A 13,253-nucleotide genomic window follows, 5' to 3' on the forward strand; every position below is an offset into this window, starting at 1 on the left:
CAACAATGGCTGTTAATACTCAATCACTTAGCGTTAAGCTAGCTCACATCAGTAACCGACTCACACGACGTTTCGGCTGTGCCGCCATGTTTTGCAGTTGCTTGGCACTCTTGCACTTGGCTGACCTTCAAGCTGCAGAACACGCTGTGAAGGACTCAATGGAGGCAACGGCAGCTAAAACAGACTTAGAAGATAAGTTTTACCGTCAATCATTGTACTTTTATTTTGCCGGTGATTATGGCGCTGCTTTAAGGCAAATTAGCCTCAACCGCCAACACAAAGGCATCGATTCTGATCGTAGCCAATTGTTCGAAGCCGGACTTCAAGTGTCGATTGGCTTACACAATCAAGCCACCCAAACCTTGGTGCAATTTGAACAACAGCAAGCGAATGCTACGGCCAAAACCACAGCGAATACCAGTACTAATACCAATAGCAGCAAAACGAAGTCAGCCACATCGCCAACCGAATTATTATTGATCGCTTTGTTGCAACTCAGCGAACAACAAATTGAGCAAGGCGATATTGATGCGGCCAAACTCACACTAGGCAGAATTACCATATTACTGCCCGATTATGTCGAACAATATCATGTGTTAAATCAATTAGCTTATTGGCCAGATGCGCCGCCGTTAACCGCGCAAGTACAGCAACAATCAACATCAGAAGATGACCAGCCACCAGCAAGTTCATCTGCCGCCTACATCGCCTTAAACCAGGCGTTGCTGCATATGAAGCAGCAACAATACAGTGCAGCACAACCTATATTAATAGAGCTTAAAAGCCAACAATGGCAGCCACCCAAGATTAATTTTTGGCAGCAAGTGTTTAACCCTTTTGCTGAACCCAATATTTTTGACGATAACGACGAGTTATTACCAGAAGTTAAGGACGCCTTGTTGCAACAACAAGCCGTCAATGATTATGCAAAGTTACTGTTGGCTCAGTTGTATGTTGCCAATAAACAATACGATTTAGCCTATAACGAACTGGCTGACTTTCCTGAGCAAAGCCCTTACGCTGAATCCGCTTTGTTTTTATTTGCCTACTCGGCCCAGCAACAACAGCACTATGACATGTCATTTAAATTACTCACGCTATTGCAGCAGCAATACCCCTATTCAAATTTAGCTTGGCAAGCCGCGTTGTTAAATGCGAAACAAGTCAGTGAGCAGCAATCTTTAGCCCAAGGATTAACCTTATATCAGCAAGCTGAACAAGTGTATTTACAAAAGATTGCCGATATTAAACTGTTTGCAGAAGCATTTAGCAATATTAACAATGTCACTGATTTTGCCAGTAAGACGCTTGCTCAACAAACCCCATCATTAGCGCCTAAGTCTGACGCGTTAGAACTTATTCTTACCAAGCGTTTTAGCACTGATTCGCCTTGGTTAAAAAAAGCCTTAAATGAACCGCAATTAGCGACCGATTATCAAACCTTACTAAACCTAGATTTACTTAGCGACAATGTGCAAAAACAACAGATTAACAGTCAATGGTTAAAAGACACTTTAGCGCTCAACACTCAACGCCAAGCAAACGTTATTGAACAGCAAAAACAGCTCGCTTACACAGAGATGATTAATGCGATCACCGAGCAAAAACAACGTATTGTGAAGATTATTGAACAAGCTGAAGCAGAGCAAAATGGGCAAGTGTTTGCCGACCAAAGCCAGCAACAATGGATAGACCGTATTGATGCCAGCCAAGCCACGTTAACTAAATTGGCACCTCAACGTAATATCGACGATGAACAACAAAGACTTGATAAGGTTAAAGGAGTATTGCATTGGCAGCTGCAGCAAACATTGCCACAACGACTTTGGCAACATAAAAAAAGCCTTATGCAATTAACAAAGCAACTTGAACAGCTTGAAGTACAAGCCAGTCGATTTAGTGCATTGTCGAGTAACACACGTTTGTTGTCTGACTTTGAGTTACGTCAACAACAAACCCAAACCGACATTAACAGCATGAACCTTAATATTACCGGACTGCGTGATAAAACCGACCGAGATATTCGTGGGAAAATCAGCATCTTTACCCAGCAACAGCAATATACGTTACAACAGCTGCTGCTCACCACTCGCCATCAGATGGCCAATGTATTAGAGCAAATGTCACAAGCAGACACTGCGCCAATCAGTCCCTTTTCAGTAAACGAAACGGCGGTAAATGAATCGACTGAAAGTGATTCCACCGCAGGTGAGTCAGCTGCACAAGGAGCGTACTAATGTCAGCATCGGCTTATTTATCACGCGCATTAATCTTAATAAGCGGTATTGCATTATCAGGTTGTTTTAGCAGCGGTCAGGCTGATTACGATCAACAAGCCAAACGCACTAGTTTAGGCGACTTGGCCAACAAACGCAGCAACGAAACCGTGGCGAGTGTTGAAATGACCCAAAATCAACGCAGTGTCGCATTGGCCAGTATTTATCAGCAACTGCTGACACTTGAGCCCGATCCTGAAATCCGGACGCACGTTGAATATCGTTTAGCTCAAATCAATACTGAATCATTTGAAACACAATCTTATGCTGACTTAGATGACGAGTCGCAGACAGATAGCCAAGTATTAGCACAGTTGACTCAAAACGATGCCGCACTGCAAAAATTAATCACCGAATATCGACAATTATTGCAGCGATATCCACAGCGACCTGAAAACGAGCACATACAATATCAATTAGCTAAAGCGCTCGATTTACAAGGCAAGTTAGATGCTAGTCTGGCTGAAGTTGAATCACTATTGTTACACTATCCGCAAACTGTTTATCTCGCCGAGCTTAACTTCAGACGTGGTGAAATCTATTATAATTTGCAAAATTACTCTGCGGCGATTCAGTCGTATAAGAAAGTGTTAACCGCTCAACATAATCAAAAATACCGACTGAACAGTTTATATATGCTCGGTTGGTCTGAATTTAAACTCAATCGACTTGCCAATGCCGACAAAGCATTCTTGCAAGTATTTGAAGCATTAGTGGCCAGCCAACAAAGTAATAGTGATGTTGCAAACTTAACGTCCGGCAACTTTACCTTTGAAAAGCTCGGCAGCCGCGCACAAAATTTGGCGATTGATACCCAAAGAGTATTGAGCATTTCATTAAGCCAACAACTGCAATCACAATCACTATTGACTTTGGTTAATGACAATCAATCGCTGCCTTATCTTGGTCTATATCAACATGTATTATTTGCCAATTTAGCTGAATTCTTGCTCGACAAAAAACTTGATTATGACGCTGAACAAACCTATCAAACTTACATTGCACTGGCTCCCGACAATATTTGGTCAGCACGTTACTCGCTAAAGTTGCTTGATCTCTACCAAGGTCAGGGTAAATTTGCTTCAATGCATAAACTTAAAAATGATTATGTTAATCAATATGGTCTTAGCAGCACATTTTGGGTCAATGCCAACAAGGCGCAGCAAGCTGAGTTATTACCACAACTGCTTAGCTTTAGTGACGAGCATAGCCGTCGTTTGTACGCCGATGCGCAAACTCAACAAGGCGCACAACGGGTTAGCGCATTCGCACAAGCTGCCAGTGCATTAAACACCTATTTACAATTGGCCAAATTACCTCAAGCCGGTAACTTGTTAACCAAAGATATTCTGAATGACGAGTACTTATTTGCCGACGCTAATTTTGAAGCCAAACAATATCAGCAAGCCCTTACCAGTTATTACACCATTGCCTATGACGCTACAGCAACGTCGGCGGCCTTGCGCAAGATACAACAGCAATCGGCTTACGCAACAACTGTCACGGTACGCAATATCCTTTCGCAACATGAACAAAGCCAACAAAATCAAAATAAACAACGTAATACTGATGATTACAATACACTCATTTCACAACGTAATCAGTTAGATAAAGAATTCATCAATACATACCCATCAGATGAGCGAGCCTTACAGTTAGCCAGTAATGCCGCCCAATATTCGTTTGATGCTCAACACTACACAGACCTTAAATATTTTACTGATTTCGTATTACAAGCCCACGGCATTAACACGTTCAATGACGCGGCAAGCTCAGTGCAAACCTCGACGCCATTGTCAGACGCTGCCCGCAAGCAAGTGCAGTTTGTCAGCCAGCTTTATGCCAATAGCTTGTATCAGCAAGAGCAATACGCTCAGGCTGAAGAAGGTTACATTTTAGCGCTGCAATACACAGACAAGAGCACAGACTCATGGTCTGAAATGCGTAATCTGTTAGCTTCAAGCATTTACTTCCAAGCGCAAGCCGTTAAACAAACACAACCAGAGCTAGCCGTCAGTCAATTATTACGAGTCGCTCAGGCAGTGCCCGAATCAAAATATGCGGTTAATGCCGAACTCGACGCAGCAAACTTATTGCTGGAACAACAGCGCTGGCAAGAAGCGGTCGACGTATTAAAACCGTTTCAACAACGTTATCCAAACCATGAGTTTAGCGCGATTATTCCGGCCAAATTAGCGCAGTCCTACGAAGCACTTTCCCAATGGGACTTGGCCGCCGAGCAGCTTTTAATCATTGTCGCCAATGAAAAGCCCGGCCCATTAAAACGTGAAGCTCAATACACCGCGGCGGAGTATTACTTAAAAGCAGGCGATAACAATAACGCACTCAGCACCTTTAGAACGTATGCAAAAACCTACCCACAACCGTTTGATGTGGCACAAGAAGTCCGCTTTAAAATGAGTGAGTTTTATCGCCAAAGTGGTGAAGCCAATAAACAATATTACTGGTTTAGACAAATACTTAGCTTTGATCGCAAACAACTGCAACTCGACCCGAATGCCATTCAAACTCGCCAAATTCAACTCGCCTCCATCGCGGCGTTTGCCTTGGCTGAAGCTGAACAACGCAGTTTTGCGGCAATTAAACTCAACGCACCTTTGCAAAAAAGCTTGAAGCGCAAACAAGATGCGATGAAAAAAGCCATTGGTTATTATCAACAAGTGCTCGATTTTCAATTGGCTAAATACGTACCTCATGCGACATACAATCTCGCTGAAATGTATCGCCAACTTGCGGCCGACATGATGAGCTCACAACGCCCTAGCGACTTAGACGAGTTAGCGCTAGAAGAGTACGAGATCTTACTAGAAGAACTGGCTTACCCATTTGAAGAAAAAGCCATCGAAATCCACGTCAGTAATACTCAACGCGCATGGGAAGATATATACGACCAATGGATAGAAAAAAGCTTCAATCGTTTGGCTGAAATGTCTCCAGCCTTATACCAAAAATCAGAATTAACTCATGAGGTCATCGATGCTATCCATTAAGCTATTATTTGCCTCATCGACACCGCAAGTGGCACTCCTGGGGCTATTGAGCTTCATGCTGTTACCAGGTTGTAGTTCATCGCCAAGCAGTACTGATACGAACAAGCAAATCACTAAGACTCCAAGCCCAGATGGAATGGACAAAAACATTGTCGACTTAGTTAACCTCAAGGCTAAAGGCGCCAATAACAGCACCAGTAGCAGTGCAAGTTCAACCGATACCCGTAATGTGTATCTTGAACAAGCCTCACAACGTTTAGCCGATGTGCCCGCATCGGTATTGAGTCAATATCAGCAAGCCATTAGCCACATGAAAAACCAGCAATGGCAAGCAGCGAATAGTTTGTTTGATAAAGTGATTGCAGCCCAGCCTCAGTTGTCGGGCGCGTATGTCAATAAAGCCATCATCGCGATGGATCAGCTGCAATTAGATCAAGCTGATGCACTGCTTGCACAAGCGATAGCGGTTAATAATAACAATCCATATGCGCATCAAATAAAAGCCAATATCGCAAGGCGACAAGGCCATTATGCTCAGGCCGAGCAAGGTTACTTAACAGCGTTGACACTGTGGCCACAATACCCACAAGCTCAATTAAATTTGGCGATATTATTAGAGTTATATCGTGGCAAGCTGCTGCAAGCACGCCAATACTACATTGCTTATTTGGTTAGCCAACCAAATGATGAACAAGCCAAGCGTTGGCTCGCTGGAGTGGAAATTAAAATTCAACGCGCGGGGTTAACATTACCCGACAATGCTAATGGAGCAGGCTAAGATGACCATGAAAAAGGTGTTTCAAGCAAGGTGTCGTCTTGGCACATTGCCGCTGTTTTTAGCCGTCAGTTTACTGAGTGTCTCTGCTCAGGTGGTTGCCAATGATGACACTGAAAAACAACAAACAGTGAAACCCACAAGCAACAAACCTGTGGTGATCCAAAGCCAAGTGACCGGCTCACAAGAGCAACCCAAAGTGCTTTATATTATGCCGTGGCAAGGGATCACCAACCCAATAAATATTAACAACCAAGACATGCAGCTAACCTTGCCAGAATTTAAACCCATTAACCCTAAAATATTTAGGCAACAAGTGAGAGATTTTGCCGATAACGGCCAACAAACTAAACAATAATTTGATCCATTAATTAGACCAACAGTTAGATCGTAAATTAAGTAATAAATGATCCCAAAAACCTGAGTAAGCAGTCAATAAAACAAGATAACTGAACCCATGTAGCCATTAGTGCCTTGTGTTCACTACAACAAAAAAGAGAAGGAACATCACATGAGCTATACCGACCATATCATTGCGTTTTTACAAAATGGCGGCCCATTTATCTACCCTATTGCTTTGGTATTAGTGGTCGGTTTGGCCATTACAATCGAACGCTGGTTATATTTAAGCTCAGCACATCGTAGTAATCAGAAGGCTTTTGCACTGATTAAAAATGCCCTAAAAACGGGTGATATCGATACCATCAGCCAACAAGCGCAAAACAACAAAGCGCCAGTTTTTGATGTATTACAGTCAGGTATTGCCCGTATTTCAAGCGCAAGTCGACGTGAAGATGTTGAATATGCCATGGAAGAAACCGTGATGGAATATATGCTACGTCTTGAAAAACGCACCCCCTTTATTGCCACTCTCGCCAACATCGCTACATTATTAGGTTTGCTAGGTACTATTATGGGGCTTATTGCGGCGTTCTCGGCCGTTGCAAGCGCTGATCCTGCTGAAAAAGCTAACTTATTGTCTTCAAGTATTTCGGTCGCAATGAACACCACCGCATTTGGTTTGATCACTGCCATTCCGCTGATTTTATTTCACTCAAGCCTACAAACTAAAACGGCAACCATCGTTGACTCGATTGAAATGGCAGGCATCAAACTGCTTAATTCATTGTCATTTAACAAGTAACCGGATAATAACCGAGGCTAATGAGTATGAGACGCCGTCGTCGCCCTAATACCCAAGATGCAGAACTGGATATCACCTCATTCATGAATTTGATGATCGTGTTAGTGCCAGTACTTCTGCTGAGTTTGGTGTTCTCACAAGTGCGTATTTTAAATCTGCAATTGCCAGTATTGTCTGAAGCTGAGCAAGCACAAGATGATCAAGAACCCAAAATACTCGAATTAGTGATTACCCCTGCTCGCTTAGAATTAAACTACCCTGCAGGTATGTCACTTAAACGTTTTGAACTGACTGATAACGGTTATGATTTCGCCGCATTGTCTGTTTATCTGCAAGACTTAAAGCTGACATTTCAACAGCAAGATATTGAAAAAAATGACATTGTATTGTTACTCGATCCTGTTATTGACTACCAAACGATAGTGTCAGCCATGGACACAGTTCGCTCATTTAAAGCGGTAGTGGCAGCCAATTTGGTTGATGCAGAACTGTTTCCGATGATCTCATTAGGTGATGCACCTGCCGTTAATGACGCAGATATCGCCCCACCGACGCAAGCCACTATTGGAAAACCAATAGGAGCCAAACAATGATGAAGCAATCGGCAAGAAGTCGCAGATTAGGCAAACATCACAAGCGCTTAAAAAACGGCAGTAAGCTCAACTTAGTGGCGTTGATGGACATATTTACCATTTTGGTATTTTTCTTAATTGTGAATCAATCTGAAGTGCGAGTACTGCAAAACATCGACAAGATGACTTTACCTGTGTCGGTGGCAGAAGCCCTACCAGTCGAAAATCTGGTGATTACCGTACTAGCAGACACAGTATTAGTGCAAGAGCGCGCAATATGGCAAAAAGGCCCAGATGGAGTTGGCTTAACCGAACAAGAAAACCCTGAGTTTATTAGTACTTTAACCACAGAGTTAACCTATCAAGCCAGTAAACGTATTGAACTAAGCGAAACCGAGCAACAAAATGGCCGTGCAGTAACCATTATTGGCGATGCATCCACACCTTATGTGGTGCTAAAGCAAATTATGGCCGCATGTGCTCAAACGGGTTATCGTGATATTTCGTTAGCCGTTGAGCATCTAGCCCAAAAAGCTAATGGTGAGGGCTAATATGACAGCTGCAACCCTACAATCAGGTGGACTAAGCGGACAAACTAATAATAGCTTTAATGACTTAGGTGACTTATTTAAACCCAGTAAACAAGACAAACTGTACAAACAAATTTTGTGGTTGTTGCTGTTGGTTTATCTAGTATTGGCGGTGGTCGTTCCTATGCTTGAACAAGTTGAAGTTCCGCGCGAAGTGAAAGAGCAAGTGCCACCGCAATTAGCCAAAATCATCTTGCAAAAAAAGCAGTTACCTCCACCAGTCAAACCTGAGGTGAAACCGCCTGAACCTGAACCATTGCCTGAACCTGAGCCTGCTCCACCAGAAGAAAAGGCACCCGAAAAACCTGTTGAACAAGCTGTAAAACCTCAAGTTGTTCAACCAGTAACACGTGACGCTGCAAAAGAGAAAGCCAGCACATCAGGCTTAGCGGCGATGAAAGATGAGCTTTTTTCAATGCGCGAAGCATTTGATATTAAACCTACAGCGCAACGCAAACTTGACCAAACCACGTCTCAAGAAGTCAAAGTAAAACGTGATTTATTAGCTGGTGCGGCCAATAAACAAACTGACAGCTTGGCAAAATCAACTATCAGTAAAACTGTTGCTGCGGGGTCGTTAACAGGCAACGAAACCCAACAAATTCGCTTAGCAAAAGAGGAAGTATTGGCAAGCCAAGGGGCCGTATCTGAAAAAGCCAGTCAAACGAGCCAAAATGGACAACGTTCAGAAGCGGCACTTAGGCGTACATTGGAGGCCAATAAGTCTCGGCTTTATTCGTTATACAATCGTGCACTGAGAAAAGATCCTTTCTTAAAAGGCAAAGTGATGTTTGAAATTGTCATCCAACCTAATGGCAATGTCAGTAAAGTGACGATTAACTCAAGCGAGCTAAATAACGCCAAATTAGAACGCCAATTAACCTTGGTATTACGCTCTATCAGTTTCCCTGCAGAAAAAGTCGCGGTAATGACCACTATCTGGGCTATCGACTTCTTCCCGAGTTGATTTGCTTTAAAATCTAATGAGTAAAGATAAAAAAGCAGGTAATGAGTACACTCATTACCTGCTTTTTTATCTATCATGTGGGCCTACTAATTAATGACCTTCATGTTTACCGTGACTTGTTGATACCGTTATGTCTGCAACATCTTTAAGTGTTACATTTTCAGCGGTAATGATGGGTTGATTTCTCACACACATCAATGCCTCGCTAAACACTCTACAAGTGCCTTTAAACAAATCGCCATTAACATTGGTATAAGCACATTGCTGAGTTTTAACCGCATCAGCGCAGGCATTCCAAGGCGCTTTGAAAACATGTTCTTCATGTGCTAAAGCAGGCAAACAAGTGGAGCACAATACTCCTAAAACAGCCGCGGTATAGAGTAATTTCAAGTTATTTTTTATCATATTGCAATCTCACCAGCAAAGCAGCCTATAAAGGTATTTTCGCCTGCACCTGCTGCATGATAATGATAACCACGGGTGTCGTCACTATGACCACGACATTCATCTAAATCAGTTTCTTCTTCACCGCTTTGATTAAGCATACTGTGGATCGCAAAACCGTCCATTGCATAAGCAAAAGCACCACCATGACCATCACTTTCATAATCAATAGCAGGACAGGTACCATCCCCATGATTAGCACCATGATAATGATAACCAGCCGCTGGATTAACATGGCCAACGCAGTCGTCAAATGCAGCTATAGTATATGCGCTTAAAATAGCTTCCGTTGGCGCAGCTGCGGCAAGATTCACACCATCAAATGCGACTCCAACATCAGTATTTCCAATATCTGCAGGTGTATCTCGAAACACTGGAATAACAGGAATTAAGTAAGTACTGGAAACGCCCTCACCGGCAACCTCGCTGTAATAGCTTATTTCACATTGCACACAAAAATTATTGTATTCAGCAGCCACATCGGGTCTTGCTGCAGCTTCACAAGCAATTTGGGTGTCAGTGATATTAACTAACCCCGTATCCTTGTCGTATAACTGCCATTTGCTGTCACCGTAAAATACACTCAGGTTTGACACAAACGAGCCAGTCAGATCATATAGCACACCACCATCAAACCATTTACCTGCATCTTCAGCGGTTGTGTCCGTACTCTCAGGACAAAAAGGACCTAGATCATTTCGATCTGCTGGAAATCCATTTACGGTAACAGAGTAACAAGTACTGGCAGCACCATTAGACAAAGTACAGTCAACCACTTCAATTGATTCAAGAGAATTTAAAGCAAACAGCGATGGGTCGACAACAACAATATTATCTATAATATCTTCAATTTCAGTTTCAACGGTATCAATAACGGTTTCAGTAACAGTATCAGCTACACTGTCATCACTGCCACCACAACCAGTTAAAAGCAATGAACAAGAGACCATTAAGCCAATAATTAACTTTATTTGCATTGTGCGATACCCCAAATTTTTGTGTTTATAGATATTGCTCATGACTTTACTAAACAACTGTGCACAAACGGTGCAGAAAATAAGTATTTTTAACTAAACATCAACATACCATTGAGCTAACTAACTTTTCTAACATCTCTCATCCGGCTTTAATTTATATTTAATTCATTCACATTAAAGCAAAAAACATCGAAAACGTCTCATATCCAAACATAACTACTTAGCAAAATAAGCCGCTTTAATGGCACTGTTCACGCGTTATAGTCTAAGGGGATGTTATCAAAATGAAATCTTAGGTAATTAGCTGTGTGCTAAAAATAAAAATGGATTTATAAACAAAATATTTACGGGCTCAAATTTAACAATCCGAATTTTAATTGGAGCAGTTGATTACATCATTGCTTTAAACTGTAGTAGAACCAGTTTTTATCGCCATAATACATACGCGCCAACCACTCAGTTTCATTTAACTGTCTTGCTTCACCTAATATTTTTCTAAACTTCTGTGGATTTTTTTCAATATTATAATCCAATTGAACTACCAGCCCAGTACCGTCTCGACTAATCTCAACAGCCACATTAAAAGGAAGTGCTTTTTTAGATTTGTCATATCGACCAAACAGATTAATCCCTTTATCTTGGTTAAAACATTTTCCCTTCCAGTTCCTTAACAAAATCTTTTCTACAACCCACACTAACGGGCGACGAACTATATACGGCATCCAGTTTAACCCTCTTGCCATTATTAGTTTTCCCCAATAGTTTCCATCGATTTCAAGCTTATGAGATGGGGATGCTAGAGTTGAAAATATCGCATCCAAATCTTTAAATGATTTACCGACCAAATTTTTAGTACATAAAGTATCATTTATCATGATGTTATTTTTTTCCATCGATGGGGAGTGATTCTGAATAAACTTCTCTGCTACTAGTGAGCTCCAAGCTCCTATGGTTAATGATGGTGGACCACCTACAGCCTTGGGCAATGCAGAGGCATCAACGATGTACAATTCAGGGTTATTGAAAATCTCACCTTTATGATCAATGACTCCAGTAGTGTCATCCTGAGCAATTTTTGCTCCACCAAAAGGATGTACAGTGACAGCTTTATAACCATAACGAACAGATTTTCCCGAAGATTTACTCACCTGCTTAAACCCTTGTCTAATTTGCTCATATATAGGACTGTTTTTTTGCTCATATGTTAGCGTGAGATTGTTTTCTTGAAAGCTAAATACACCATCAGCAGCATCAGCGCCCATACCAATTAACAGCACATTATGTTTTTGACGATTTATTTTTGTACGGATTGATTTAGGCACCCAATGAGGTAACCGCGGAATATCAACACCGCCTAATACATAGTTAGGAGTATCAGAGGCTCCATGTATAGCGACTCGTCCATGGCAAGGCGTCCCTTGTGTAAAGTCACTGTTTTTATCCTGCAATTCCCAAATAGCTGAATAATCTCCATTTGAACCAAATCCTTGACCTAGCATGGGCATGTCATTCAAACCACCACTAACTTGGCTTTTAAATAATAATTTGATGGTATTCATGGTACCAGCCGCAAAAAAAACATGCTGGCAAATTATGTCCAAAGATTGCTTATTGCGTAAGTTTTTGGCATTAATCGTATAGGTATTTTGTGGCGATTTTTTGATGTGTTGCACTTCATGCAGGTCTAATATTTTCAAACCTTTTTTTAAGGCTGGAATAAGGTAGATAAAATCAACCGTACTTTTGGCGCCACTCGGCGAGCCCAAAACAGAATCACCTTTAAATCTCGCCGTTTTTCGTTTTATATTCTCTTGTTCGCCAGAGTCAGCCTCGGCTTGGTCAAATAGTAAGCCCATATTGGGCTGAGTTACGGCTTCTGAAACATCAAAAACCGAACTGTTACACCATTTATCAGGAGCAAAATTAGGGATTTGATTTATGGAGTCTGGCGCGATAGCTTTAAGCTCTTCTTCTACACGACGATAATGTTTATCCATCATCTGTTCATTCAGGCCGCTAACGGTAGTATTCCAATAATTTTTATCGGGTGAACGCCCCAATAATGCACCATATACGTGACTACCACCACCAACACCAGAAGAGCAGGCAGTGTTGATACCGTTATGCACACTGTATTCAAATAAGCCATGTTTAGAAGGTGTAATAGATCTAAAAGGAAGCTTAGGATGATTGAAGGTACGCAACAGGCTAGTCAATATTTTTTTACCCGTAGGCAAAGGAGAAGTATGTCGAATGCCTGATGAATTGACGGGGAGTGTTGAACGCCAAGGACCTCTCTCCAGTAAAGAAACACTGAACCCAGCATCGATCAGCCTTGAGGCCATGATGGCACCTGCAAATCCACTGCCGACAATGCATACTTCTGTTTTCATTTTCATTTGCATTTCGCCTATAAGTCAATTTGCTACAACGCTTATATCTTGTGCTAATTCGGCTACAAACTTAAGCAAAAAATGTGAATAACATTAATCCAATT

At 41.9% G+C, this 13,253-nt stretch carries 11 protein-coding genes; 8 read left to right on the forward strand and 3 right to left on the reverse strand.

All coding sequences use genetic code 11. From position 1 onward, the window contains the following. Positions 1-5: 5 nt before the first annotated feature. From FH971_RS13515 to FH971_RS13550, 8 genes are all read left to right on the forward strand, one after another. Positions 6-2,237: a tetratricopeptide repeat protein gene (locus FH971_RS13515; RefSeq protein WP_140234644.1), complete on the forward strand. Its 2,232-nt coding sequence runs from the start codon at positions 6-8 to the stop codon at positions 2,235-2,237. Further along, positions 2,237-5,287, forward strand: a complete 3,051-nt coding sequence (locus FH971_RS13520) for a tetratricopeptide repeat protein (RefSeq protein WP_140234645.1) — start codon at positions 2,237-2,239, stop codon at positions 5,285-5,287. The genes FH971_RS13515 and FH971_RS13520 overlap by 1 nt, the downstream gene beginning before the upstream one ends. Further along, entirely contained in the window at positions 5,274-6,065 is a 792-nt protein-coding gene (locus FH971_RS13525; protein ID WP_167496023.1) for a tetratricopeptide repeat protein, read from the forward strand. Before FH971_RS13520 ends, FH971_RS13525 begins: the two co-directional genes overlap by 14 nt. Before the next feature lies 1 nt (position 6,066). After that, a complete protein-coding gene (locus FH971_RS13530; protein ID WP_137226519.1) occupies positions 6,067-6,420 on the forward strand; it encodes a hypothetical protein in 354 nt (117 codons plus the stop codon). A gap of 153 nt (positions 6,421-6,573) precedes the next feature. Beyond that, entirely contained in the window at positions 6,574-7,206 is a 633-nt protein-coding gene (locus FH971_RS13535; protein WP_140234647.1) for a MotA/TolQ/ExbB proton channel family protein, read from the forward strand. Between the two features lie 26 nt (positions 7,207-7,232). Further along, a complete protein-coding gene (locus FH971_RS13540; RefSeq protein WP_140235611.1) occupies positions 7,233-7,799 on the forward strand; it encodes a biopolymer transporter ExbD in 567 nt (188 codons plus the stop codon). Further along, entirely contained in the window at positions 7,796-8,329 is a 534-nt protein-coding gene (locus FH971_RS13545; protein ID WP_137226516.1) for an ExbD/TolR family protein, read from the forward strand. The genes FH971_RS13540 and FH971_RS13545 overlap by 4 nt, the downstream gene beginning before the upstream one ends. A 1-nt stretch (position 8,330) precedes the next feature. Then, entirely contained in the window at positions 8,331-9,335 is a 1,005-nt protein-coding gene (locus tag FH971_RS13550) for an AgmX/PglI C-terminal domain-containing protein (protein ID WP_167496024.1), read from the forward strand. A gap of 90 nt (positions 9,336-9,425) precedes the next feature. On the opposite strand, the gene FH971_RS13555 is transcribed toward FH971_RS13550, so the two are convergent. From FH971_RS13555 to FH971_RS13565, 3 genes are all read right to left on the reverse strand, one after another. After that, complete coding sequence (locus FH971_RS13555) at positions 9,426-9,740, reverse strand: hypothetical protein (RefSeq protein ID WP_140234649.1); 315 nt, start codon at positions 9,738-9,740, stop codon at positions 9,426-9,428. Then, positions 9,737-10,756: a YHYH protein gene (locus tag FH971_RS13560; RefSeq protein ID WP_140234650.1), complete on the reverse strand. Its 1,020-nt coding sequence runs from the start codon at positions 10,754-10,756 to the stop codon at positions 9,737-9,739. The genes FH971_RS13555 and FH971_RS13560 overlap by 4 nt, the downstream gene beginning before the upstream one ends. A gap of 395 nt (positions 10,757-11,151) precedes the next feature. Then, positions 11,152-13,155, reverse strand: coding sequence for a GMC oxidoreductase (locus tag FH971_RS13565; protein ID WP_167496025.1), 2,004 nt, complete (start codon positions 13,153-13,155; stop codon positions 11,152-11,154). Between the last annotated feature and the right edge of the window lie 98 nt (positions 13,156-13,253).

This window comes from Shewanella polaris, assembly GCF_006385555.1.
GTDB classification, from domain to species: Bacteria; Pseudomonadota; Gammaproteobacteria; order Enterobacterales; family Shewanellaceae; genus Shewanella; species Shewanella polaris.

Bases quoted from the DNA above. Each gene is read 5' to 3' on its own strand.
- FH971_RS13515 (WP_140234644.1), top strand. From the start codon at position 6: ATGGCTGTTAATACTCAATCACTTAGCGTTAAGCTAGCTCACATCAGT.
- FH971_RS13520 (WP_140234645.1), top strand. From the start codon at position 2,237: ATGTCAGCATCGGCTTATTTATCACGCGCATTAATCTTAATAAGCGGT.
- FH971_RS13525 (WP_167496023.1), top strand. From the start codon at position 5,274: ATGCTATCCATTAAGCTATTATTTGCCTCATCGACACCGCAAGTGGCA.
- FH971_RS13530 (WP_137226519.1), top strand. From the start codon at position 6,067: ATGACCATGAAAAAGGTGTTTCAAGCAAGGTGTCGTCTTGGCACATTG.
- FH971_RS13535 (WP_140234647.1), top strand. From the start codon at position 6,574: ATGAGCTATACCGACCATATCATTGCGTTTTTACAAAATGGCGGCCCA.
- FH971_RS13540 (WP_140235611.1), top strand. From the start codon at position 7,233: ATGAGACGCCGTCGTCGCCCTAATACCCAAGATGCAGAACTGGATATC.
- FH971_RS13545 (WP_137226516.1), top strand. From the start codon at position 7,796: ATGATGAAGCAATCGGCAAGAAGTCGCAGATTAGGCAAACATCACAAG.
- FH971_RS13550 (WP_167496024.1), top strand. From the start codon at position 8,331: ATGACAGCTGCAACCCTACAATCAGGTGGACTAAGCGGACAAACTAAT.
- FH971_RS13555 (WP_140234649.1), bottom strand. From the start codon at position 9,740: ATGATAAAAAATAACTTGAAATTACTCTATACCGCGGCTGTTTTAGGA.
- FH971_RS13560 (WP_140234650.1), bottom strand. From the start codon at position 10,756: ATGCAAATAAAGTTAATTATTGGCTTAATGGTCTCTTGTTCATTGCTT.
- FH971_RS13565 (WP_167496025.1), bottom strand. From the start codon at position 13,155: ATGAAAATGAAAACAGAAGTATGCATTGTCGGCAGTGGATTTGCAGGT.